We start from the raw sequence: 25,521 nt of genomic DNA on the forward strand, positions 1-25,521 counted from the left end.
GTTGAAAATGAAGCAACTGAAGAAGAAACTGTAGTAGACACAGAAGAAACTACAGAAGCACCAGAAGCAACCGTTGGAAACGAAACAGCTGAAGACAGCAATGTTGCAGTTGTAGAATCTACTGAAACAAAATAATAAATTTGTATTTTGAAAAATGGGCATCGTACGATTGTAGGTGCAAGCCCAGCAATAAAATTCCCGCCTTTAAATGAGGCGGGGATTTTTGTATTTTAAATCAATGGTAAAATAGGTATGTAATGATTTTAATCCAGCCAAAAAAGGCCAGCCACAGCGGGATGCTTAGCGATGTCCCCCATATTAACCCGGTCAGGAAATTTCCTTTCTCATCCATAGAATTCACTCCTAATCGTTGTAGATAGAATAACAAAAATGAGATAAGAAAATTGGTGCAACTTGTCTTTTGATAGAATTTGTTTTCGACAATTTAAACAGGATTCATATACATAAAAAACCCCCCGTCATCAAAATCAAATGGAAACGTGGGGGGGTTCCATAATACCTGCACGTTTGTCATTAAACGGTTATTAGTTATTTCTTCTTCTCACCTTCGCCACCTTGAGGAGCAGCCTTTTTCACTTTTGCAGCTTTAGTTTTATATGGTACGTCGGCAGGTGCATCGCCATTTGGCCAATCATTTTCCTTTTCGGCAAAGTCCGGACGGTCATGCGAAAGGATATACGCTGCTAAGTCTGCTGCCTGTTGATCGGTTAATTCGCCTTTTTTAATCCCGCCCATTTCAGCAGGAGGCATATTCCTTTTAATAAAACCAGCAGTGGTACTGATTCTTGCCATGCCTGCCCCGATATTAAAGGAGTTATCTCCCCATAATGCTGGACCTGTAGTAGCACCGGTACCTTCTCCATTTTGCCCGTGACAGGCCATACAGGATTGTTTGTATAATTTCTCTCCATTGGTAACATTAGGTTTCGGTAAATTCTCAATAGTGTTTTTTACGACCCAATCCCGCTTGTCGATGCGTTCCGGTACATCTCTAGAGATATAGGATAGGTATGATACCATTGCACGCATATCATCACTATTATATGGGAGGGGCTTACCGTTCATACTTCGTTTGAAGCAGCCATTTATTCGGTCTTCAATTGTTAATACTTTACCAGACCGGGCATTATACTGTGGATAAACAGCGGTAACGCCTATTAACGGGGAGGATGAATCTAATCCTGCTCCTCCGTGACAGCTGGAGCAGGAAAGCTTGTTTCCGACATATTCATCTAATAAAACATGAGTTTGATTCATCAGTTCATAGCCGCGTTTCACAGATTTACTATAAGGATCATCTTTTCCTTTTAATTCATCCATATTTGTCTTGGTATAGCCTTGATTTGCTGTTTTTGTATCTTTAGCAGCGTTTTGCTGATTATTCTCTTTGCTACCACAAGCAGCTACAATGAGAGAAAGTGCCAGAAGCAGGAAAGAATAAATACACAAATTTTTCCTTAGTCTCAAATAAATTCGTCCCTTCAGATATTGTCGTAGTTATTATTTTTTGAAGAATTGTTTTTTATTCTAAAAAAAAAAGCCCCCTTATTCCTGGGAGCTTACTTCCTTTGCAAAACCTTCACCAAAGTTATTAGCTATAAATTTTTGTTCCTCTTTTTTTGAGAGGATTCCATAAGCTTTTCCAATGTTCCCGTTCTTATATCGCCAGAAATAGTTATGGTCCTCATCGACTTCATCGAATTGCCCTTTTTTCCATTTTTCAAGAATTCCTAGCAAATCGTCTTTTAGTTCATAATCACTATTACTCACAATCTCGTAAACTTGATTAATCGTATCGGGAATCATCGGTACAGCCCCCCACTTTTCCTCCGCTTTTACTTTCTGATGTGTCATTTTGTGCATCACGTCGATCACGGCATTTTGAGGGCTATCTTTATCAAGGTCAATCTCATATTGAACACCGCCAATTTTGGCCGTTTGCTGCTTCTCATCTTTCTTATCTGCATCTGTTTTCTTATTAACAGCCATATCTTGAACGGCGGATGCCTGCTTTTTTTCAGCATAATCTTTATTATCCATTACCTTATTAAAACCATACTTTCCTCCAATTAAAACCACCAAAACAATAGCAGTCCAAATTAACGTTTTCTTCATTACCTATCCCCCTGTTTTTTGCTCTGGATGGTTCCACTTTAGCAGAAAATTCATAATAATTCCAGTGTCGAATAAAAAGAGGGGACATTCTCCTGTTTTCTTGATAAAACAGAAGAACTATCCGAAAGTACAGAAAAACTATTTGGGAAAAAAATAAGAATTAATAATCGATAAAAGGACAGCTCTTTGTGTTTTGTGTCCTTTTTCGGGATTACATGATTGCTTATTGTTACCTCGCTTTTTTGTATGCTTCAATGTGCACTTCATCGGCGATTTCCCTTGCTCCCGCGTTCATTGAACGCGTCAATGTGCACTTCATCGGCGATTTCCCTTGCTCCCGCGTTCATTGAACGCCTCAATGTGCACTTCATCGGCGATTTCCCTTGCTCTGGCGTTCATTGAACGCGTCAATGTGCACTTCATCGGCGATTTCTCTTGCTCTGGCGTTCATTGAACGCATCAATGTGCACTTCATCGGCGATTTCTCTTGCTCTGGCGTTCATTGAACGCGTCAATGTACACTTCATTGGCGTTTTCCCTTGCTCTGGCGTTCATTGAACGTGTCAATGTGCACTTCATTGGCGTTTTCCCTTGCTCTCGCGTTCATTGAACGCGTCAATGTGCACCTTTTTCCTTTCTCACCAATACCTCAACTTTTTCAGCGGTTTAGAACTGTCCCCATACTTCAGTCCAGCTTCACCAGCACATTTGTGATAAGCTCCTGTTCTTCAGCAGCTGCTTCATTTGAGATGATCTCTTCTTTTACTAGTGTTTCAATCGCTTCGTGCTGGGCGTATAAGGAATGTTTTTGTAAAGTGATTTGCTGTTTTGCTTTAAGCTCGGGATGTTTTTCGAATAGCTGGTTCATGGCATTCCGTAATTCTGCTAATTCCCGCTCGTATTGTTCGACTAGTACCTGCGAAACAGCTTCCGTGATGAACAGGTTTCTTTTGACTTTATGGATTTCCTCAATAGCGGATTCCAAGCGATAGCTTCGGGCAATGAGTACTTCATATTCCTTAAAGCTCTCCGTTTTTTTATTGACACCTAAAAGGGAGAGCAGCGGTTTAATCGAAAGCCCTTGCACCACCAAGGAAAATAATACGACGCTAAAAGCCACAATTAGGATGTCCTCCCGGCCGGCGAAGTCCCGCGGGAGGCTGAGCGCTAAGGCAATCGATAAGGACCCCTTTAATCCGCCCCAGTTAATAATATGCTTCCAGGGGACGGGGAAATTTTTCATAAAAAACAAGCTGATGTAAACTGCCAAGCTTCTAGCGATTAATACAATCACAATCGCTAAAAAAATTAATGTCCATTTGTCGGATACATTTATGCGAGTGATTTCTAAACCTACCATTAAAAATACGAGCGAGTTTGCCAGTAAGGCGGTAACTTCCCAAAAGTTATTAATATTTAATTTTGTCGTGGGGCTCATCCCGATTTTGGCACCATAGTTACCTAAAACTAGGGCCGCTGTAACTACGGCAATTACCCCAGACGCATGCACGCTTTCGGCGAGCAGGAAAGAGCTATAAAACAGGATGAGACTAAAGATAATCTCTAAAGGGTAGTCATCAAAGTATTTTGTTAAAATGGAAAACCCATAGCCTAGAGCACCACCGATGATGACACCAAGCGAAATGACCTTGAGAAATTCAAACACACCATAGCTGAAACCCTGAATCCCGAGGCCGATATACGTTAATAAGGAAAATGCCGATATTTTAAAGAAGACAACGGCCAGACCATCGTTAAATAAACTTTCACCCTCCACCACTATCGCTAATTTTTTATTCACCCCAAGGCTTTTAAACATCGACAAGACACTTACAGGGTCAGTTGCACTCATTAAGGCAGCAAAAACAAATGCTGCCGGGATGGAGAAACCTAGCAGCCAAAGGGACAAAAAACCGGTTGCAATAAAGGAAATCAGGGTCGCCCCAAAAGCGAGTGTCATAATCGGCCGTTTATTCTTTTTTAAGTGGGCAAAGGAAAGTTTAAATGCCGCCTCCCCTAATAATGCAGGTAAGAACAAGGTAATAACCACAAAGTTAAAGATCTCGCCCTCCGTGATAAATTGCTTTAAAGGCTCAAAAACGGGAATGTTAAATAGTCCGATCATCGCTCCAACAATGACAAGGGCAATCGGATAGGGCTTTTTAAACTTTTTTGCAATCGCCGTTACTCCGGCAGCAAGCATGATTAAAATAAGTCCTAGTTCGAAGGTATAATGCAAATCCAAATCCTGCATGGCTCTATTCCACCTTTATCGGATTCATTTTCAGCTTTTCAAGACGAATATTACGTACTATCCTTAACAAAATAGGCGATTAATATCCATGTTTTAATAGGGTTAATGCCTGACACCGTTCGTAATTATTATAGGTAATTGGAGTATTCTTTTGTTTTGAATTCAATTTATTTAAAAAACATTTTTTTCAGAGTATTATGGATATAGTGTTGCTAAATGAAATCATTTAGGAGTGATATAAATGAAAGCAGTCGTTCATGCGGACAAGGCTGGGCTTTTTGGGCTGGCAGTTCGTGATATGGAAGAATTACAGCCAAAAGCTGGCGAGGTCAGGGTGAAATTGAAAACAGCAGGCTTAAACCATCGTGATTTGTTTGTGCTTGTGCGTCATAAACCTACAGATCCGCCGCTGATTATCGGGTCGGACGGTGCCGGAGTAGTGGACGCAGTTGGAGAAGGGGTCACTGGTGTCAAAGCGGGAGATAAGGTCGTCATTAATCCTGGATTAGGCTGGAAGGATAAAACGGATGCTCCACCACAAGGATTTGAAATTCTCGGACTTCCTTTTCATGGAACCTTTGCCGAGCAGGTGGTAATCCCGGCTGAGAATGTCGCCCCAAAACCAGAGCATCTATCGTGGGAAGAAGCTGGTGTTTTGTCACTAGCCGCATTAACGGCATATCGGGCTTTGTTTACCCAAGGTCAAGTTCGTGAAGGCATGAAAGTGTTAATTCCGGGTATCGGCAGTGGTGTGGCAACATTTTTATTACAGTTTGCCAAGGCAGCGGGAGCGACTGTTTATGTAACCTCTCGTTCTGTTGAAAAATGCCAAAAGGCTTTGGAACTTGGGGCAGACAAGGCTTTTGACAGTAATGCAGATTGGGAGAAGGAGTTTGGCGGTGAGAAAGTGGACCTTGTGATTGAGTGTGTAGGGGCTGCGACCTTTAACAAGTCGCTGCAGCAGCTTCGGCCAGGCGGCACGATCGTAACCTTCGGCGCTTCTGCAGGAGATGTCGTTGAATTGAATTTACGCGACTTTTTCTACGGCCAGTTTCGCCTATACGGCTCAACCATGGGAAGCGGAGAAGAGTACAAAGAAATGCTAGAATTCATTGAAAAACACCAAATCAAACCGGTCATCGACCGCATATACCCACTAGAACAATTTCAAGAAGCATTCAACCGAATGGAAAATGCCCAGCAGCTTGGAAAAATCGGGTTTACTATATAATTAGATGTTTTTTATAGTGCCTTTCATGGTGCTTTTAATGGTGCCTGACACCATTCGTGGACATTTGTCCGCCTGGGGTGGACAGAAGCTTAGAAAACAGGAATTCTAATGGAAAAAGCCGACGCACCTTTCTAGAAATTGGTTTCTCGTGAAGGGTGCGTCATAAAAAGCCGGCCTATTCCTAATGCTAACAATATCCCTATTGTATCAATTCCTACATCGAAAAGCCTTCCGTCCCTTGTAAAAAATAATTGAAGAAACTCAGTGAGGGCTGCATAAAAAGTCGCTAAAGAAAAGACTAACTTTTTTGATTGGAATGCAATTTGGAGCAATGCTGTCAAAATGAAGAACGCAAAAGCATGGCCGAATTTTTGTATAAGAAACCCGCCGGAAAGCTGCAAAGGTAATGGTGCTAAAAGTTCAGAAAAATGAGGAGTCGGGTTTATGTAAAATCTAATTTCTCCTGTATCCATTAAACCATTAAAACTTGCGGTACAGGTGAAAACAAAAATCATACCTGCCCAAAACAAAACAAATAACCCTCGCATGGTAAAACCTCCTTCATCTCATTTTAAACCGTTGAGGGAGGAGATTATACCTACTAGGGGAGGGAAATGTAACGTTTTTTTGTTTCCTTCGTGAAATAGGAATAAATGAAAAAAGGCCTGAGCATAGGCCTGTCCTAGTTACCAATCGTCATCAAATTCCGCATCTAAATCATCCATTATTCTAGATTGTTCCCATTCGTCACGGGTAATTCCGGATGACATTATTTCATTTTGAACTTCTGCACTGTTCCATTCCTCCTGCCATGGATTGCCGCAATAATTAGGATCTAATAACAATTCCATCACCTCCCATTTTTAGCATTTCCTATTTAGTAAGGGTTTATTACCAACGTTTTAGAGGGTGGCTCATAAATGGGAAGGGTCTAATTACTTGAACAGAAGAAAATAAAAGCTTTTCGGAAGCTAGAAGGGGTCTAGTTCCCCTAAAGAGAAGAAAAAAGCAAATTCGGTAAAGCAGCATTTTTTTCAGCAAAAAAAGAAATCGACAGACAAAGTCCGCCGATTTCCCCAATTCTAAACAATTAATGCTGCAAAAACGCCAGCTGTATAAAGAATAATACCGCAAATACATATAGCAGCGGGTGAACATCGCGCCATTTTCCTTTGGCCGCTTTTAAAATAGGATAGCTGATAAATCCAAGAGCAATCCCGGTGGAGATACTGGATGTCAGCGGCATGCTAAGGATGGTTAAGAATGCCGGGAAGGCTTCATCGAGCTCATTCCAGCGAATTTTGGCAATGCTCCCCATCATCAGGCTTCCAACAATAATCAATGCAGGTGCCGTAATGGCGGAAAGACCGGATACGGCGCTCACAAGCGGCCCGAAGAATGCAGCAACAATAAACAACACCGAAACAGTAAGGGAGGTTAAGCCTGTCCGACCGCCGGCAGCAACGCCAGATGTCGATTCAATATAGGCAGTTGTTGGGCTTGTCCCAAACATTGCGCCAATTGCTGTTCCCAAAGAGTCAGATAGAAGGGCATGGCGGGCACGCGGCAGCTTATCGCCTCTCATTAATCCAGCTTGGTTTGCGACCCCAATCATGGTTCCAGTGGTGTCAAAAATCGTCACCAAAATGAAGGAAAACACGACGGCAAACAGGCTGTGGTGAATGACGTCACTAAAGGCAGTAAGCGGGTTGGCGATCATTAATCCTTCAGGCAGGGACGGAAAGCCGACAAAACCCTTATCGAAGGAAAGCTGGCCGGTAAAAAAGGCAATCAAAGCCGTCACAATCATTCCGATAAATAATGCACCATTTACCCTAAATAACATTAATATAAGGGTTACAGCAAGACCAATAAAGGTCAGAATAGCAGAAGAAGTATGCAAATTGCCGAGACGAACCAAGTTGGCAGGGTCTGCGACAATGATTTTCGTTAAGCGAAGGCTGATAAAAGCAATAAACAGACCAATTCCTGCAGTAATTCCGTACTTAAGGTTTTCGGGAATGGCCTCAATTAATTTTTCCCTTAACGGTGTTAAAGACAAGATGAGAAAAATAATTCCGGCAACAAACACCGCCGCGAAGGCTGTTTGGTAGTCAATGTTTTGCGAGCCGCCGACGACAGAATAGGCAAAATAGGCGTTGAGACCCATTCCAGGTGCAATGGCGATTGGGTAGTTGGCAAAAAGCGCCATCCAAAGAGTCCCGACAACAGCTGCAATGATGGTCGCGGTAAAAACTTGATCAAACGGCACGCCGGCATCGGAGAGAATTACCGGGTTGACGACAACGATGTAAACCATGGTAAAAAAAGTCGTAATTCCCGCAATTAACTCTGTTTTGGCGTTTGTATTATTTTCTTTCAGTTTAAACATAATGGCCCTCCGTAAACACGAACATTTTTAAAAGCAATAAATATAATATTCGTTTTTTAGTAAAATTTCAATAGTAAATATTATTTTTTCCTTAATTATACGAAAACAAGTCATATTGGTTTTGGTAATAACCTCCAATTAATCACTAGTACAAGTATGCAAAAAAGACCTATGAAAGGTCTTTTTTAAGGAAAGAAGGGAAGGGCTGCATATTAAGGGTTAAGATTTTGACGAGTGGTTTCTAAATGCTGGATGGTCATATGAATCATTCTTTCATATATATTTAAAATGGATTGCCCATAATCACTGCCTGGAACAGCCCATTTTCCGTTTAGGGCGATCCATGTTGGAGCAGAACCTCTGTCTACCAGTTCAAAGCGAGGGTCCACAAGCGGATATTGGGTTGGCAGCTTTTTCGTAGTTGCATAGGCATATAAATGCTGAAGCTGTGCCAGAACCCCTTCTTCCGGTGATTCGAACCTTGCTCCTTGGGCTTTCGATCCTGTTGCACCTAATCCAGAAAAGTTATTTTGCTCTGGTCTCACATCTCCAGTAAACCGAAAATAGTCTGTTTCAAGTATGGCTTGTGCAAAAGCCACGTCTCCCCTAATCCCATAATACTCACCGAAGGTCAGATAGTAGCTTCCTAGTTCAGGAGCTTTAGGGTTTATATTTTTAACAAAGCGATTCATATGCTCAGGAGAAAGAATGGTTGGTCCTAAAATGGTGAATCCAGATGGGTTTCCATGTACTGGGTCAATATCAGTTTGGTTGTTGGATGTCCCGCTTCCTGAGCCCCCGCTTGAGCCTCCACCGATGCTGCCGGTATTTCCTGTGCCTGAATTTCCCCCAGTAGTGCCGCTGTTCCCCACGGTACTGCTACCAGAGCTGCCACTTATGCCGCCGCCAGAAGTCCCTGCTGTTTTTCCGGTGGTTCCGCTGGAGCTTGAGCTGCTAGTTGTCGTTCCACTAGTGCCTCCTTTTTTATCATCCCCTGCACTTCCTGTTTCAATCACAATAAACGAATCATCGTATCCGGCCTTCTCCATTTTTGTCAAAAGTGCATCCGCTTTGGAACGGCTTGGAAAAGAACCGACTCGAACACGATACCAGGTTTTCCCTGAGATATTTGCACTGACAATTGTCGAGTTCGTGCCAATTTTCTTCAGGGCTGCGACTCTTTCCTCGGCATGCTCTTTGGAGGAAAACGACCCGACCATTACCTCATAAACGGTTCCTCCCTCAGATTGAGCCGGCTTGCTTGAACTGTCCGCTCCTTTGACTCTTTCAATCACAATAAACGAATCGTTATATCCGGATTTTTCCATATTGCTTAAAAGGGCATCCGCTTTGGCGCGGCTTGCAAATGAACCGACTCGGACCCGGTACCAGGTAGCGCCGGAAACCTTTGCGCTGACAATTGCTGCTTTTATGCCCAGCTTGCTCAGTTCAGCGACCCTTTCCTCGGCATGCTCTTTTGAGGAAAAGGACCCGACCATTACTTCATAGACGTTTCCAGTCCCGGAATCAGCCGGCTTACTTGGACTAAGGCTTGGACTAACTGGCTTTTGAGATGCTGGTGGTTTCGGTGCAGTACTTGCTATTCTTTTCAATCCAAAAGCTTTAGCAATACCATTAGCATGCCCTTGGGCTACATCCTGCCGCCAGGAGGATTGTTTCATTAAAGCCGCATCATGAGTATTATCGATAAAGCCATTTTCGGTTAACATTGAAGGCATTTCAGACTCACGGAGTACGTGAAAATTAGCTTTCTTCTTGCCACGGTCAATTAATTGACTCATTTTTAGTACTTCAGCATGGATAATGCTTTGATACTTAGCAGTGGTGGATGAATTAGAAATATTATTATAAATATAATCTTCGTAACCTTGAGCAGTGTGACTGTCGGAATTAATATGAATTGCTAAAAAGAAGTCCGCACCCCAGCTATTGGCTTCTGATGTCCGCTCGCTTAAGCCCTTTGTAGTATCGCTTGTACGGCTCATTTTTACTTCAATATTTTCATAGTCATTTAGCAGGATATTACGCAATTTCAGGGCAATATCCAATGTAACGTCCTTTTCATTCAACCCATGCCCTTGAGCACCCGGATCCTGCCCGCCATGACCTGGGTCTAAATAAAGCTTCATGTTCCATTCCCCCATTCATTAAAAATAGTTTTACATATATATGGTATGGGCAAAACAGGAAATCGTTCCTAAACAAACCGCCGCGGACTTAATCCTGTATTCCCATCTTCTATATATACAAATTCATGGAAAAAGGGTGTCAGCAACGAGGAATGAGTCTTTATAGCCGGCCTTTTTTAGTTGGGCTAGGAGTTCGTCGGCGTTGTTGCGGCTTTCGAAGGCGCCTGTTTGTACGCGGTACCATGTTTCACCGAAGATGGTGGTTGAATTGACAAATGCTTCGAAGCCCTTTGAGTGAAGCGATGCTACTTGTTCATCTGCATTTTTTCGTGATTGAAATGAGCCGGCGAAAACCTTGTAAAGTGTTACCGGAGCGGGTGGGGGTGGGGGGTGCTCTGGGACTGAGTGTTTGCGTTTCAGTTTAAAAGCTTTTGCCAAACCGTTGGCATGCCCTTGAGCAACCTTTTGCCGCCATGACGATTGTTTCATTAAGGCAGCATCGTGGGTGTTTGTAATAAAGCCGTTTTCCGTGAGAATAGCGGGCATAGCTGACTCCCTGAGGACGAGGAAGTTGGCTTTTTTTGTACCGCGGTCTTTAAGCTCATTCTCCCTCAAGTCTTCACCATGGATGATATTTTGGTATTTTGCAGTAGTCGAGGAGTTGGATAGTCCGCTATAAATATAATCCTCATACCCTTCAGCAGAACTAACTGCTGAATTAATATGAATGGACAGGTAATAATCAGCCCCCCACGAATTTGCTTCACTTGTCCGCTGGCTTAAGCCCTTTGTAATATCACTTGTACGGCTCATTTTTACTTCAACCTCTTCATACTCATTTTGTAAAATGCTTTGCAGTTTGAGGGCGATATCTAACGTAAGATCTTTTTCATTCAACCCATGTCCTTGGGCACCGGGATCTTGTCCGCCGTGACCAGGGTCTAAATAAAGTTTCATGAAGATTTCCCCCCTTTTCCAAGAAAGCCCAGGTTATACCCATATAGTATGGAAAATAAGCTGGATTTGTTCGGATACCTATAATACGTTATGATCAATTGGGTGTTTATATGTAAGAATGTAACAAAGGGAAATGGACCACTTAATTTCTATTAAACTGCTATAACAAGCGGAAGTTTTTTAAAAATGTTATAATACATAAGTAAGTGAATCTTATATTTAAGGAGCAATGTACTATGATTCTCGTTGTCGGCGGAGCTGGCTACATTGGCAGCCATCTTGTGAAGGAATTAGTAGAAACAGAAGAGGTTGTTGTATTGGACAACCTTTCAACAGGCCATCGCGAAGCAGTCGATAGCCGGGCTATTTTTGTAAAAGGTGACCTTGGTAATGTAGACGACTTAGTTATGGTGTTTAGAAGCTATCCGATAAAAGCCGTGATGCATTTTGCTGCAAACAGCTTAGTCGGGGAGTCAGTTGTCGATCCTTTAAAATATTACGATAATAACGTAGCATCTACTATTATGCTTTTAAAAGTAATGCAAAGATTCAAGGTGAAAAACTTTATTTTCTCATCTACAGCAGCAACATACGGCATTCCGAATGTGGATATTATTGATGAAACAACCCCTGCCGCACCAATTAATCCTTATGGACGTTCGAAATTAATGGTGGAGCAAATTCTTGCTGATTTTTCAAAGGCATATGGGTTGAATTATGTGGTGCTGCGCTATTTTAATGCTGCAGGGGCCCATCAGTCAGCGGTAATTGGCGAAAGTCACGATCCGGAAACCCATTTGATTCCGATTGTGCTCCAGCATCTTTTGGGAACTAGGGATAAGGTTTCAGTATTTGGCTCTGATTATGACACAGAGGACGGTACATGCATCCGTGACTATATTCATGTGATGGATTTAGCAGCCGCACATATCTTGGCACTTCAAGCCTTGCTAAATGGGAAAAAATCTGCTGAGATATACAATTTAGGCAATGGTTTAGGTTATTCGGTAAAAGAGGTCATTGAAACTTGTGAGCGTGTAACAGGCATTAAAGCTAACGTTGAAATGGCAGACCGCCGCCCTGGCGACCCTGCAAGACTCGTCGCATCTGCTAAAAAAATCTATGACGAACTAGGCTGGAAGGCCGAAAAAAATTTAGAACAAATCATCGCCGATGCTTGGAAATGGCATCAAAAACAAACTTACTAGGATGGATAAATAGATGGGTGTCAGGCACCATGTGAATTTTTCACATGGTGCCTGACACCCATTAATTATTAATAGCTAAAAAAGGTCTCAAGCTGCGAATTAACCATTCAGCCTGAGACCTTTTTAATTAAATGATTATTTAAGAATTTTTACTTTTACTGTTTTTCTTCCCCATTGGAGAGCTTTTGCTTTAGATGGGATGAAGACGTCGATTTTGTTGCCTCGCATAGCGCCGCCTGTGTCGCCGGCAACTGCGTAGCCATAGCCTTCAACATACACCTTTGTTCCTAATTTAATCACTTTAGGATCAACGGAAATAACCTTTAGCTTTGGATTTTTCTTAAGATTTAATCCTGTGGCAGTAATACCTGAGCATCTTTTGCAATTTGCTGTGTAGGCAGTAGCTGTAACCGTCAGCGTTTTGACAACCTTTGGCGCTTTAGATTTACTAGTCGTTGTTCTTTTTACAGCGGCCGTCTTTTTCACTGTAGTTTTCTTTTTGCTTACAGCTTTCTTTGAACCCGCTACAACTAGTTTCTGCTTTGGATAAATAATATCTGATTTAAGGTGATTCCAGTTTTTTAGATTGCTCACCGAAGTTTTATATTTTTTAGCGATTTTATAAAGTGAATCGCCGCTTTTTACGGTATATGTATTGGATGCTGCTGAAGCTGATGCTGCATGGCTTCCGAATAATACTAAACCTGCTAAACCAAATGTTAGGAGGAATTTCTTCATATTAAAACCCCTTTCTATTGATAATAAGATAACACACTAGTATTACAGATATATTTCAACAGTTTACTAGTTTCATGACAAAATAAATTAAAATTTGTAATAATTTAGGGATAAGTCCCTAAATTATTACGTTTTGAACCCCTTAGTGACATATATTTTTTATTAATTATCCCTCTTTAGGGTGTATTGTGACGAAAAAGGGGTGCTTTTGAAAGATAAATGAAATTTACAATAAATTCAAATTCCGTAATAATAAAAGAGACTGGCTTCTCTGTTTTGTTACATACATAAGGGAGACCAGTAAATTTTTTATGAGGAGGAATGCAGGTTGAAAAAATTTTCTGCGGTGCTTTTCAGTATTATCCTATTACTCTCTTTTCTTCCAGCAGCATCTGCGGCAGGAGTGAAAGGAACAGCAGGGGCTAAAACGGATTACTATTCGGTTCTTTTTAAACAAAATAGTATTCCAGCAGGGTTTGAAAAACAGGTGAAAAGCTTAGGAGGGGAAGTCGTCTATCAAGTTCCCGAAATCGGTTTTGTTCAGGTGATGGCTCCGACTAAGTCTTTTAGAAAATTAAGAGGGTTGTCTAGTGTCAGCTTGGCAAATCCATCGATTTCCTGGAAGCTTCCGAAGTCTCAAAAAATTACAGAAGCAGTTCCGTCTGGAGTGGATACGAGTAAGGCTGCTTTATGGGGCCTACAATGGGATATTCAGCGGATTACGAATAATGGTGAGAGCTACAAGCTTGGCACCGGTTCCCACAATGTAGTGGTTGGTATTATTGATACCGGAATTGATCGTGACCACCATGATTTAGTGAGAAACTTAATGCCGGGCTCGAAAAATTTTGTTCCAGCTGGCGGCTTCCAAGGGAAAGAGAAGGCTGAAAATGGAGATCCCAATGCATTTGATGACAGAAACGGCCATGGAAGCCATGTTGCCGGATCTATCGCTGGAAACGGCGCCATGCTTGGGGTTGCACCGGATACAGGCATCCGTGCTTACCGGGTGTTTGGAACAAGTTCAGCCGAATCAGCCTGGATTCTAAAGGCCATGATTGCCGCTGCGGATGATGGAGTTGATGTCATTTCCATGAGTTTAGGCGGATTTAATGTAAATGGCCAAATTTTTTATGTTGATCCCGAAACTGGGGAAAAGATTAACCTTGGAAACGATATCGCAGACTTGCAAGCTTATAAGCGTGCAGGTGAGTATGTAACGAAAAAAGGATCACTTGTGGTTGTGGCAGCAGGAAACGATGGCCTTAACGCAACAAATAAAAGCGAAGTTATGGAATACCTTAATGCCGAATATGCCGGAGATGGTCTGTACTTTGTCGGTGCCGGCTTTGAAGTGCCTGGTACTCTGCCTGGTGTCGTGACAGTTTCAGCAACAGGTCCGAAAGACGTACTAGCTAATTACTCAAATTATGGTCCAGGCTTTATTGATATTGCTGCAGTTGGCGGCGATGCCAGGTTGTATGTTCAATATCTGAATGAGGGCAAATTTGATAAGTATTTAGCGCAGCGTTTATTTGAAAAAGAATTTAATTTAAGCGCTGGTGAAGATGGTGGCTGGTACTGGTCCATCGGTACATCGATGGCAACCCCAAAGGTATCCGCAGTAGCGGCTTTGTTAGTAGATAAGTATGGAAAAATGTCGCCGGCGAAGCTGCAGGATCTTCTTTATAAAACAGCAGTCGACCCAGTTAAGGGGACAGATAAGGCATATTTCGGTGCAGGTCACTTGAATGCGTTCAACGCGTTGAATCGTTAAAACGGACGGGAGCTCGTACATAGAAATTGTGCGAGCTCTTTTTTAATGATAACAGGTTTATCCGCAAGTACTCGGCGTTGCCCGCAATAAATCACCTTCATCATCAAGTCAAAACTTCGCTCCCATTCAGGTTTACCTTCTATTTGGACAGGGATCCTCATATTCTTTGATAAATGACCTTTACAAAGAAGGAGACATGCACCATGGCTAGAAAAAGGGCTCCGCTTAAATTATTCAGTATTGTTCTAGTGATTATCCTTATTTTTATAGTAGGAAAATGGTTATTATTTTCGCCGGGCAAGGGGGCCGAGGAAGCGGTTAATGAGTTTTATCGCTATGAACAGGAAGGGGATTTCTCAAGGTCATGGGAGTTTTTTCATTCTGAAATGAAAAAGAAATTCAGCAAAGGCAACTATATTCAAGACCGGGCTCATGTCTTCATGAACCATTTTGGCGTTGATACGTTTACATATACACTCGGTAAGCCAGAAAAATTAGATAGCTGGAAAATGTCCAAGACGGGGAAGGGCTTAAAAAACGTCTATAAAGTCCCTGTTACACAAACGTATAAAGGAAAGTACGGCAACTTTGATTTGCAGCAGGATGTTTTTGCTGTAGAAGTAAAAGGCGAGTGGAAGATTCTATGGGACTATAAACACTAAATGCGGGAGACGTCTTATTACAGTGCTCCCGCTTATTTGTTTTCTAGAGATTTTCTCTATTTAAAGGGTTTTATTTTTGAAAAAAGAATTATATACATAAGACAAATTCCTTGTATTATTGACATTTATAATAAACTCTTCGAAACTGTTTTGCGCTTGCAGTGAAATAGTTGATTGAGAGGTTACAACCTAGTTTTGGAGGTACGGTATGGGATATATTGAAGACTTACGGAAAATTGTCGGAACGCGGCCATTAATTTTAGTCGGATCTGTCGTTGGTGTCATGGATGAGCAGGACAGGATACTTTTGCAAAAACGGCCAAACGGGGTTTGGGGACTTCCAGGCGGTCTGCTCGAATTAGGAGAGTCTGCTGAAGAGGCGGGAAGGAGAGAGGTCTGGGAGGAAACCGGTATAGAAATTGGCCAGCTCGAATTGGTCGGTGTGTTCTCGGGTGAAAAGTACTTTGTGAAGCTTGAAAATGGGGACGAATTTTACCCAGTTACAATTGCGTACCGGTCAACAGATATAAAAAATAAGAAAATTCGAATTGACGGTGTTGAAACACTAGACGCCCAGTTTTTCGAAATCACAGCCCTCCCAGCCGGAACAAGCAACTTAGTCCGCACCATGATTCAGAAGTACACGAAATATACAGAATGAAATATTAGACCTTTTGGTGCCTGATACCAAATTAGTTATATTCCTCCACTTTATACAAATACTATCGATTGTATAATTTAACATTTGGGAGGATTTTTAATTGGTGAAGAAGCTGTTAGCTTTAATAGTAATATTTGTGATTGCGGCAGGTTCGCTTTCTTTTTCCCCAGCATGGGCTGCAAAGAAGGGACCAACTGTAGTCAGCAATAAGAGCAAAGGTGGTGAGAGCACGGTGCAGCTCCGCTTACTGGAGACGACAGATATCCATGTATTCCTAGCAAATTATGATTATTATCAGACAAAAGAGGATAACAAGGTTGGCTTGGTGAAAACAGCGACACTCATCAAGCAGGCGCGTGATGAAGTGAAAAACTCTATGCTGTTTGATAATGGCGATCAAATCCAAGGGAATCCAATGGGCGATTATGTGGCAAAAGTAAAAGGTTTGAAGGAAGGGGAGGTCCATCCTGTTTACCGTGCTTTCAATCAGCTAGGCTACGACGCAATTACCCTTGGCAATCACGAATTCAACTATGGACTTGATTTTTTAAACAACGCATTAAGAGGCATTAAAATGCCGGTTGTCAGTGCCAATCTCTACGATGCAAACGTCAGCGATGGGAAAAATAAACCTTACTTTCAACCATATGTCATGTTGAAAAAGAAGGTCGTAGATGAGAAGGGGAAAAAGCATACAATCAAGGTGGGAGTCATTGGTTTTTTGCCGCCGCAAATCATGGAATGGGATAAAGCGAATCTGGAAGGAAAAGTGATGGTAAAATCGATTGTTGAATCGGCTCGTGAATGGATTCCAGTCATGAAAAAAAATGGGGCGGATGTCATCGTCGCTCTTGCTCATACCGGAATCAGTGCAGCTCCTTATAAGCCGGGAATGGAAAACGCGACATACTATCTAACTGAGATTGAAGGAATTGATGCCATTTTAACAGGCCATCAGCATAATCTCTTCCCAGGATCAGATTATGATTATTTACCTAATACCAACATGGAAAAGGGGACAATTAATGGCAAGCCGGTTGTAATGCCTGGCTCATTTGGGAGCCATCTCGGAGTTATTGACCTGAAATTGCAAAAGAAAAAAGGAAAATGGCAGGTTGTGGATGGGCATAGCTCACTACGCCCGATTGCCGATGAAAAAGGCAATGCTCTTGTGGAGACAGACAAGGTATTAATGAATGCGATTTTACCAGAGCATGAAGCTACGATTGAATATGTCAACAGGCCTGTCGGCGAAACTTTGGCGCCTATTTTCAGCTATTTTGCCCTGGTGAAGGACGATCCATCGGTGCAAATTTTGAACAATGCGCAAATGGATTACTTGGCGGAAACATTAAGGGATTCAACTTATAGAAAATATGCAGGGATTCCTGTTTTATCAGCGGCTGCGCCATTTAAAGCAGGCGGGCGCGGCGGGCCAAATTATTACACCGATATTCCGGCGGGTACATTAGCAATTAAAAATGTCGCGGATTTGTATGTGTATCCGAATACGCTTCAGGCGGTGCTGGTAAACGGGGAACAGCTAAAGGAATGGCTCGAGATGAGTGCCGGACAATTTAATCAAATAGACCCATCTAAAACCGGGGATCCACAGCAGTTAATTAACCCTGATTTCCGTTCATATAATTTTGATGTGATTGACGGTATTGAGTACCAATTTGATGTAACGAAGCCCGCGAAATATGATGCTATTGGCAATGTTGTGAATGCCGGTACAAGCCGGATTATAAATCTTCGCTATCAAGGAAAACCAATAATGGCGGAGCAAAAGTTTATCGTTGCCACGAATAATTACCGGGCTTCTAGCACGACGTTTCCTGGAGTTAAGGAGGGTGAATCGATCGTTAAATCACCAGACGAGAACCGGCAGATTCTCATGAACTATATTCAAAAGAACATAACGATTAACCCATCTGCCGACCAAAACTGGTCCATAGCAAAATTTAAAGGCAGTACAATAACCGTCTTTGACTCATCACCTAAAGCCAAGAACTATATCAATCTATACAAAGATATAAGATATCTAGGCCCGTCAAACAGCGGGTTTGCCTTGTATTCCATTGACCTAACCGAATAGAAATTGAATAGAAATTGAATAGAAATTGAATAGAAATTGGTGCCTGACGCCATCGGTGGACACGATTCTGCCCGGAACGGACACAAAAAATGGCAAATTGTCCGCCTGAGATGGACAATTTGCCTTAAATGTCTTTTTGTGGTGCCTGACACCACTCATTGATACCATTCTTAATACTAACCTATTTTTTCAAATCCTCAATCGAGTCGATGTCCATGTAGGCAGGGACGACAAGCCCTAGTTTGGTGCCTTCAAGGTTTTCTCCTAGGTCTTCAATTTTTGCTTCATATCTCTTGTAGTAGTCTTCGTGGGTGGATGGGAGCCAAGCAGCGACAATTGCGTCTAAGCTTCCGTCAGCAACTCCGGTCCACATTGGCCCGGCTTCGACCTGACGAAGTGTAACCTTATACCCTAGATCCTCAAGAACCTTCCCCACTACATTGGTACTGGCTATTTCACTATCCCATGCCACGTAGCCGAGAGTGATTTTGTCCCCAGATACTTTACTTGCGCCTTTTGTCCATTCTGCGACCTTATCTTCATTGTCCTCTACCCATTTCGATGCAGCATCTTCAGGTCTTTCGCCATTTTGTATAGCGCTCATTACAGCAGCCATATCGTCCGGAGTCCAGTGGAATTGATCTAATACTGTATAGGCAACTGGAGCATCTTCCTTCAGTCCTTTTTTTACAATTGTATGAATCGTCTCATCCGGTCCGTATACACCTTTTGGATCTTCGAGATACTTCAAATCAAATTTGGCGAACATCCAGTGCGGTGTCCAGCCTGTCACAATAATCGGCTCCTGCTTATCATAAGCTTTTTTCAAAGCAGCGGTCATCGCAGCACTGGAACCCTCAACAAGCTTCCAATCGTCCAACTTGTAGTCCTCAAGAACATTAGCAGTTGCCTTCATCAGACCCGCACCGGGATCAATCCCGATAATTTTATAATCCACAGCTTCACCAACCGTCGAAGCACCAGCTTCCTTTTTATCACTGCCCGTCTTATCCGAACCGCAGGCAGCAAGCCCGATGGTTAAAAGTCCAGCAAGTACCGGCATCATCCATTTTTTTTTCATCTTAAGCATTAAGCAGTACCTCCATGTTTTTTACTTTTTCCAATATTCTGGGTTAAGCGGTCAAGAATTATCGCAATCACGACAATCGCCAGCCCCGCTTCGAACCCTTTCCCAATCTGAATCTGGGTAACGGCGCGATATACATCTGCACCAAGCCCAGGAGCACCAACCATTGAGGCAATAACGACCATCGACAAAGCAAGCATGATGCTTTGATTGATCCCGGCCATAATCGTCGGCATTGCCAGCGGCAGCTGCACCTTGAGCAACCTCTGGCTTGTGGTCGAACCAAATGCCTCAGTTGCTTCTATAATATCCTCAGGGACCTGCTGGATTCCAAGAATCGTCAGCCTGATCGTCGGCGGCATGGAAAAAATAACCGATGCGACGACCCCAGGAACAACCCCAATATTAAAGAAGAAAATCGCTGGAATAAGGTAAACAAAGGCAGGCATTGTTTGCATAAAGTCTAAGATTGGGGTGATCACCTGTCTTACGGATTGCTTCTGCGATGCCCAAATACCTAATGGGATTCCTAAAAGAATGGAAATGATAACGGCTGTTAACACAAGTGCAAGCGTCTCAAGCATGGGGTCCCAGTAGCCAAGGTTAGAGATAAGAAATAAACCGATAAGGGTAAAAAGAGCAATCGTTTTATTGGCAATTTTCCATGCGATTAAGGTTAGTAGAATCATAAATACATAGGAAGGGATATAGCCGAAACCAGCGACCATTCCCTCGACGACCGCCTCTAACACACTAGTGATGCCGGAAAAAGCAGCATCAAGATTCGTTGTCAGCCAAGTGACAAACACGTCTACCCAATCAGCAATCGGCAGCTTTGGTAACCAATTTTCCATCTTAGTTCACCTCCCTGTCAGAGTTCGGCGTATCATTTATTTCGTTCATCCGGCCGGAAAAATTTAATTTGATGGTGTTATCTGGAAGGCTTCCTTTACTTCGTTGATCTAATGTACTTGAAAAATTGTCCCCATTGAATGGTTTTGCCTGAGCTGATACGGCTGGCACATCACCTTGGTTAGTTCGCTCAAGCTTTCCCGCCGCGACTTCCGTTTTTACATCAGTTATCGTATTCAAGTCGATGTTATTTCCGGCAAGTGCACCAATTACGGCACCTCTCACTAAAATCCCCAGCAATCTTCTATTTTCGTCTACCACAGAAACCGGAATAGTAGCAGTAGAGACTTTTTCAAATAAATCAGTTAATAAGGTATCCGGCAGGACGGTCGGAACATCCTGTTGTAAAATACCTGCCAGCTTTTCTCCACGCTCAAGTGCATATTTGGCATCGGCAGCGGTAATCGCACCAAGCAATGTTTTCTTCTTATCCACGACATAAATACTCGAGATTCCTAGTTCCTTCATATTTTTCAAGGCAACCCGTGGACCTTTTTCTATAGAAACGGATTCAGCCCGTTTCATGACGTGACCGGCGGTTAACACCTTAGAGAGGTCAACGTCTTCTACGAATCTCTCAACATAGTCGTTCGATGGGTTCATGAGGATTTCTTCCGCTGTTCCAATCTGGACGATGGAACCATCCTTCATGAGGGCGATGCGGTCGCCGATTCTCAGCGCCTCGTCTAAATCATGAGTGATGAAAACGATTGTTTTTTTCATTTTCGCTTGCAGTTCGAGAAGCTCATCCTGCATATCCTTACGTATCAATGGATCGAGTGCACTAAAGGCTTCATCCATCAGCAGGATATCGGCATCATTGGCTAAGGCCCGTGCAAGCCCAACTCTTTGCTGCATTCCGCCACTCAGCTGTCCGGGATACTGGTTCTCGTATCCTTCAAGCCCGACAAGGTTTAGAGCATCCATCGCTTTCTGTGTCCGAGTGTCCTTAGGAACTCCTTGGATTTCTAACCCGTATTCGGTGTTTTCGAGAACGGTGCGATGGGGGAGAAGGGCAAACTTTTGGAAGACCATACTGATTTTCTTACGCCGGACTTCCCTTAGCTGTTCCTTGTTCATTTTGACGATATCCTGGCCATCAATGAGGACTTCACCAATAGTCGGGTCAATCAGGCGGTTCAGCATTCGGACTAAAGTTGACTTGCCGCTGCCGGATAACCCCATGATTACGAAAATTTCACCAGCCTCTACCGAGAAATTAGCCTGATTCACTCCGACGGTTGCCCCAGTCTTCTTCAAAATAGTCTGCTTCGACTCACCATCCCGTAAAAGCTGAATGGCCTTCTTCGACTTTCCAAATACCTTTGTTACATTGCGAACCTCAATTTTCTTCATAAACTCACCTTCCTTCACGAAGTAGTGCCTTTCGATTGATTATGTTGCTATTCGAAAGAGTAATATGTCATCCCATAACAATGGTGCCTGACACCAATTTAATTGTGACCTTCCTATTGTAGGTCCCCTTGGATGTATTTGGCAATGTTGGTAATCGGTTAAATTCGTTCGTAAAGTACGTACAGAAAAAACTGTACATAATGAATGATTGTTATTCTTACAATTGCTCCAAATAACTCCTGATTCCTCCAGATTTGAGTCCTTTACTTTTAAAAGAAACGTGGTAGTCTATTAAAGGACACGTATAGGAATGGGTGTGAAAACAAACATGCACGGAGAGAAAAGGCTGGAACAGGCCCGTGAACGGGTAATTGATGCAATTTCGCAAAATATGCATTTATATGGAGTAACTGAATCCGTTGGACGTCTTTATGGCGCATTATATTTTCAAGAAGACCCTATGACATTAGATGAAATGAAAGTGGAGCTCGGCATGAGCAAGACGAGCATGAGCACATCTGTAAGGAATCTGGTGGATCTGAAAATGGTCGGCAAAGTTTGGCGAAAAGGGGTGCGGAAGGACCTCTACCAGGCAGAGCCTGATTGGTACCAGACCTTCATCGATTTTTTTACGATCAAATGGCGGGCAGGAGTATCGATTAATGTTTCAGCTATGGAGAAATCTCTTAATGAACTACAATCACTAATAAATGATGAGCATGTAGAAGAGCATATAAAGGATCAAGCGAGGATGGATATTGAAAAACTCACCTCTGCTCTCGAATACTACGACTGGATTAACCGATTGGTTGACAGCTTCGAATCGAAAGATATTTTTAATTTTATCCCAAAAAAACGGTAGCGATGCCTGATGCAAGCTGCCGTTTTTTTTTTTTTGTTTATTTTTTGATTTTTTCGGAAAATACATAAAGTACAAGTCTAGAACTTTTATTATTCCACGAATTGCCCCCTTGTTGTATCATAGGTTTATAAAAAATATTTATACAGGATGGACCTATTATGAAAAGAATATTGAAAGATTTATTATTGATTTTTGCCGGTGCTTTCGTATTTGCCCTTGGTGTAAATTACTTTACCCTTCCAAATATGCTTTCGGAGGGCGGCATTCTAGGGATTACGATTGTTACCTACTATCTATTCCATTGGTCGCCGGGGGTAGTGAACTTTGTCATAAACGCGGTGCTTATTGTTGTCGGCTATAAGTTTTTTGAAAAAAGGGCGTTTATTTACACGCTGATTTCGATTGCCGCTTGCTCGCTGTTTTTATTTTTAACAGAGGATGTTGGAAAACAGTTAACCGGGGATACGCTGCTTGCTTCGGTGTTTGCCGGTTTCCTAGTAGGCGCGGGTTTAGGGTTGATTTTCCGCTCAGGGGGAACCTCAGGCGGTACCACGATCTTAGCTCAGCTGGCGAACCAATATTTTGGCTGGAGCATTGCCAAAGCGATGCTGATTATGGATGTTGCAGTGGTTGCTGGTTCAGTATTTGTCATTGGCTTAGAAAAAGCGATGTATACGCTTCTCGTGGTGTATATTGGAGCAAAAGCAATTGACTTTATCGTTGAGGGATGGGACGAACGAGTTGCTGTGTTGATTATTTCCAATGAGCCGGAACAGGTGTTGAATCATATTACAGAAAAAATGTCACGCGGTCTCACTGTGTTAGATGGCCATGGCGGCTACACCGGACAAGACAAAAAGGTCTTATACCTCGTAATCAACAAACAGGAAATCGTCCAGTTAAAACACATCATCCGAGAAATCGACGAACTCGCCTATGTCACTGTCCATAATGTACATGAATTAATGCGTAAAGGTTACAAAGCTACCTCTTCCAACTAGATTGGTGCCTGATAGGGTGTCAGGCACCATTTCCCATCATATTTCCCAAGGTCTATCTTGAGAGAATTGTTTGGTGGTTGTTGTGATTGGGCGGGACCATTGGGTAGACGTTTTCTTCTTCGACGACATCAAATTCCATTAGGACTGGTCCATTACAATGGAATGCCTCGCCCATGACACGTTTAGCCTCTTCTTCGGTATGGGCCGAAAATCCTGCAGCGCCGTAGGCATTTGCGAGCTTCGTAAAGTTCGGTGAGGACATTTTTACTTCCGAATAACGCCCTTGGTAAAACAATTCCTGCCACTGCCGTACCATTCCTAAGTAGCCGTTATTTAAGATGGCAATTTTAATTGGCAGCTGGTATTTTACAGCTGTTATCAACTCTTGCAGATTCATTTGAAAGCTGCCATCACCCGATACACAAATAACGGATTTCCTTGGATATGCACCCGCCGCACCAATCGCAGCAGGAAGTCCGTATCCCATCGTGCCTAAACCGCCAGATGTAAGCAATGTCCGAGGTTTGGAAAAAGAATAATGATGTGCGGTCCAAATTTGATGCTGCCCGACATCGGTTACCACGATTGTATCCTTGTCCGCATATTCGTTAAGCATACGAATCACTGACTGCGGGCTTAATACGCTATTTGATTTATCAAAGCGCGGAACAGTTCGCGTCCATTCAACTACCTCATTTGTCCAATGTTCTGAGTTTTCCCTTATTTTTCGATAATTCAGTAAATCTTTTAGTACAGACAAAAATTCTTTTGCATCACTGACAATCGGCAGGTCGACGGAAATAATTTTATTAATTTCCGCAGGGTCGACATCCACATGAATCTTTTTCGACTTTGGTGAAAATCCGCTGATTTTTCCGGTCACACGGTCACTGAAACGAACCCCGATACTTATCAATAGATCACAATGGTGGACTGCCTTGTTTGCGGCAAATGTTCCATGCATTCCAAGCATTCCTAGGAATAGCGGGTTTCCTGCATCCATCGCCCCGATTCCCAACAATGAACTAGCGACAGGGATGTGTGTCTTTTCAGCAATCTCCCGTAGATCTTCAGCTGCATCCGCGGCAATCACCCCGCCGCCGATAAAAAGTACTGGTTTTCTCGCGTTTTCAATTAACTGTTTTGCTGATTCAAGTGATTTTTCCATAATCGGTCTAGTAGCGATTGTTCTGGTCAGGCGGCTGTTGTTTAAAGTTTCCTCAGATGATCCCGGTGTTTCTGCCTTTGTTATTTCTACTAAAACGGGCCCCGGTCTTCCATCTGAAGAAATTGTTAACGCGTTTTTTAGTACCATGGAAACATCAGACTGGTTGTTAGTGTTAATGGTACAAGCATACTTTGTAATTGGCATCATGACACCGCCAATATCTAGCTCCTGCATTGCTTCTTTTGGCAGCGGACTAGGAAGCAGCTGCCCTGCAATTACCACAATTGGAACGGAGTCGCTATATGCTGTGGCAATTCCCGTGATAGCATTTGTGATCCCTGAAGCGGTTGTTAAAAATACCACACCCGGTTTCCCTGTAGCTCGGGCATACCCGTCTGCCGCATGAACCGCTGCCTGCTCATGCATTAATTGATAATAACGGATTGCTGCGCCTTCTGTAGATTGGGGAGACAGCGGCAAAAGCCGCTCATCAACACAACCAAACACGCAATCCACACCAAGCAAGCTCAATGACTCAAATAATGTTTGAATCCTTGTAAACCCCTTAAATAATGACATCCCTTCACCTGATTTCTAAAGTTTTAAGGAATATTTTAAATTATTAAACAATGTTTGTATGTGAGATAAATCATGGGGTGAACAGGTTTTAATGTTTCTTAGTGTTTTGTATGGTATCTTTTTTAGGGTCTATTTGGTGCCTTCTTGCTGCCTTTTTTGTTACCTTTTTTGGTGCCTGACACCACTCGTGGACATTTGTAAGCCTGAGGTGAACAGAGTTTAATAAATATTTATACGTTCCCGATTGTGAACGATTGTAGTGCTCTGTTATGATTAATATGTTCCTTATAAC

The 25,521-nt window shown here is 42.6% G+C and carries 21 protein-coding genes; 8 read left to right on the top strand and 13 right to left on the bottom strand.

Annotated elements, in window-relative coordinates:
• Positions 1-549: 549 nt before the first annotated feature.
• From IE222_RS04675 to IE222_RS04685, 3 genes are all read right to left on the bottom strand, one after another.
• Positions 550-1,488, bottom strand: coding sequence for a c-type cytochrome (locus tag IE222_RS04675; RefSeq protein ID WP_223282577.1), 939 nt, complete (start codon positions 1,486-1,488; stop codon positions 550-552).
• A gap of 78 nt (positions 1,489-1,566) precedes the next feature.
• Positions 1,567-2,136 (bottom strand): DUF6241 domain-containing protein, encoded by a 570-nt coding sequence (locus IE222_RS04680; RefSeq protein WP_191270234.1) that lies wholly within the window; start codon positions 2,134-2,136, stop codon positions 1,567-1,569.
• A 685-nt stretch (positions 2,137-2,821) separates the two neighbouring features.
• Entirely contained in the window at positions 2,822-4,390 is a 1,569-nt protein-coding gene (locus IE222_RS04685) for a Na+/H+ antiporter (RefSeq protein ID WP_191270236.1), read from the bottom strand.
• 241 nt (positions 4,391-4,631) lie between these two features.
• On the opposite strand from IE222_RS04685, the gene IE222_RS04690 reads away from it, so the two are divergent.
• Positions 4,632-5,621, top strand: a complete 990-nt coding sequence (locus IE222_RS04690; protein WP_191270238.1) for a zinc-binding dehydrogenase — start codon at positions 4,632-4,634, stop codon at positions 5,619-5,621.
• 131 nt (positions 5,622-5,752) lie between these two features.
• Here IE222_RS04690 and IE222_RS04695 read toward each other — a convergent pair whose 3' ends face one another.
• From IE222_RS04695 to IE222_RS04715, 5 genes are all read right to left on the bottom strand, one after another.
• The gene (locus IE222_RS04695) at positions 5,753-6,169 is read right to left on the bottom strand and encodes a VanZ family protein (protein ID WP_191270240.1); all 417 of its coding nucleotides are present in this window, start codon (positions 6,167-6,169) and stop codon (positions 5,753-5,755) included.
• A gap of 138 nt (positions 6,170-6,307) precedes the next feature.
• Complete coding sequence (locus IE222_RS04700) at positions 6,308-6,466, bottom strand: hypothetical protein (RefSeq protein WP_191270242.1); 159 nt, start codon at positions 6,464-6,466, stop codon at positions 6,308-6,310.
• A gap of 245 nt (positions 6,467-6,711) precedes the next feature.
• Entirely contained in the window at positions 6,712-8,013 is a 1,302-nt protein-coding gene (locus IE222_RS04705; RefSeq protein ID WP_191270244.1) for an NCS2 family permease, read from the bottom strand.
• Positions 8,014-8,225: 212 nt separating this feature from the next.
• Complete coding sequence (locus IE222_RS04710; RefSeq protein WP_191270246.1) at positions 8,226-10,163, bottom strand: N-acetylmuramoyl-L-alanine amidase; 1,938 nt, start codon at positions 10,161-10,163, stop codon at positions 8,226-8,228.
• Between the two features lie 123 nt (positions 10,164-10,286).
• Positions 10,287-11,120, bottom strand: coding sequence for an N-acetylmuramoyl-L-alanine amidase (locus IE222_RS04715; RefSeq protein WP_191270248.1), 834 nt, complete (start codon positions 11,118-11,120; stop codon positions 10,287-10,289).
• Between the two features lie 236 nt (positions 11,121-11,356).
• Between IE222_RS04715 and galE the strand changes: the two genes are divergently transcribed.
• Positions 11,357-12,328 (top strand): UDP-glucose 4-epimerase GalE, encoded by a 972-nt coding sequence (galE, locus tag IE222_RS04720; protein ID WP_191270847.1) that lies wholly within the window; start codon positions 11,357-11,359, stop codon positions 12,326-12,328.
• A gap of 135 nt (positions 12,329-12,463) precedes the next feature.
• On the opposite strand, the gene IE222_RS04725 is transcribed toward galE, so the two are convergent.
• Complete coding sequence (locus IE222_RS04725) at positions 12,464-13,066, bottom strand: 3D domain-containing protein (protein WP_191270250.1); 603 nt, start codon at positions 13,064-13,066, stop codon at positions 12,464-12,466.
• 328 nt (positions 13,067-13,394) lie between these two features.
• Between IE222_RS04725 and IE222_RS04730 the strand changes: the two genes are divergently transcribed.
• The 4 genes from IE222_RS04730 to IE222_RS04750 all read left to right on the top strand — a co-directional run bounded on the left by IE222_RS04730 (position 13,395) and on the right by IE222_RS04750 (position 18,264).
• Positions 13,395-14,843 carry a S8 family peptidase gene (locus IE222_RS04730; RefSeq protein ID WP_191270252.1) on the top strand — a complete coding sequence of 483 codons (1,449 nt, stop codon included), beginning with the start codon at positions 13,395-13,397 and terminating at the stop codon, positions 14,841-14,843.
• A 203-nt stretch (positions 14,844-15,046) separates the two neighbouring features.
• Positions 15,047-15,505, top strand: a complete 459-nt coding sequence (locus IE222_RS04740) for a hypothetical protein (protein ID WP_191270256.1) — start codon at positions 15,047-15,049, stop codon at positions 15,503-15,505.
• A 208-nt stretch (positions 15,506-15,713) separates the two neighbouring features.
• Entirely contained in the window at positions 15,714-16,166 is a 453-nt protein-coding gene (locus tag IE222_RS04745; protein WP_191270258.1) for an NUDIX hydrolase, read from the top strand.
• 103 nt (positions 16,167-16,269) lie between these two features.
• Complete coding sequence (locus tag IE222_RS04750) at positions 16,270-18,264, top strand: bifunctional 2',3'-cyclic-nucleotide 2'-phosphodiesterase/3'-nucleotidase (RefSeq protein ID WP_223282594.1); 1,995 nt, start codon at positions 16,270-16,272, stop codon at positions 18,262-18,264.
• Between the two features lie 181 nt (positions 18,265-18,445).
• Here the strand turns inward: IE222_RS04750 and IE222_RS04755 are convergent, their stop codons facing one another.
• Genes IE222_RS04755 through IE222_RS04765 form a run of 3 tightly spaced genes read right to left on the bottom strand, consistent with a single transcriptional unit; the run spans position 18,446 to position 21,619 of the window.
• Complete coding sequence (locus tag IE222_RS04755) at positions 18,446-19,354, bottom strand: glycine betaine ABC transporter substrate-binding protein (protein WP_370465007.1); 909 nt, start codon at positions 19,352-19,354, stop codon at positions 18,446-18,448.
• Complete coding sequence (locus IE222_RS04760) at positions 19,354-20,205, bottom strand: ABC transporter permease (RefSeq protein ID WP_191270260.1); 852 nt, start codon at positions 20,203-20,205, stop codon at positions 19,354-19,356. Before IE222_RS04760 ends, IE222_RS04755 begins: the two co-directional genes overlap by 1 nt.
• 1 nt (position 20,206) lies before the next feature.
• Positions 20,207-21,619: a quaternary amine ABC transporter ATP-binding protein gene (locus tag IE222_RS04765; RefSeq protein WP_191270262.1), complete on the bottom strand. Its 1,413-nt coding sequence runs from the start codon at positions 21,617-21,619 to the stop codon at positions 20,207-20,209.
• A 310-nt stretch (positions 21,620-21,929) separates the two neighbouring features.
• Between IE222_RS04765 and IE222_RS04770 the strand changes: the two genes are divergently transcribed.
• Both IE222_RS04770 and IE222_RS04775 read left to right on the top strand, forming a co-directional pair.
• A complete protein-coding gene (locus IE222_RS04770) occupies positions 21,930-22,481 on the top strand; it encodes a GbsR/MarR family transcriptional regulator (protein ID WP_223282578.1) in 552 nt (183 codons plus the stop codon).
• Positions 22,482-22,636: 155 nt separating this feature from the next.
• The gene (locus IE222_RS04775) at positions 22,637-23,482 is read left to right on the top strand and encodes a YitT family protein (protein WP_191270854.1); all 846 of its coding nucleotides are present in this window, start codon (positions 22,637-22,639) and stop codon (positions 23,480-23,482) included.
• 52 nt (positions 23,483-23,534) lie between these two features.
• Here IE222_RS04775 and ilvB read toward each other — a convergent pair whose 3' ends face one another.
• Complete coding sequence (gene ilvB, locus IE222_RS04780) at positions 23,535-25,229, bottom strand: biosynthetic-type acetolactate synthase large subunit (RefSeq protein WP_191270264.1); 1,695 nt, start codon at positions 25,227-25,229, stop codon at positions 23,535-23,537.
• Between the last annotated feature and the right edge of the window lie 292 nt (positions 25,230-25,521).

The sequence above is a fragment of the Neobacillus kokaensis genome, from assembly GCF_014656545.1.
GTDB lineage: Bacteria > Bacillota > Bacilli > Bacillales > Cytobacillaceae > Neobacillus > Neobacillus kokaensis.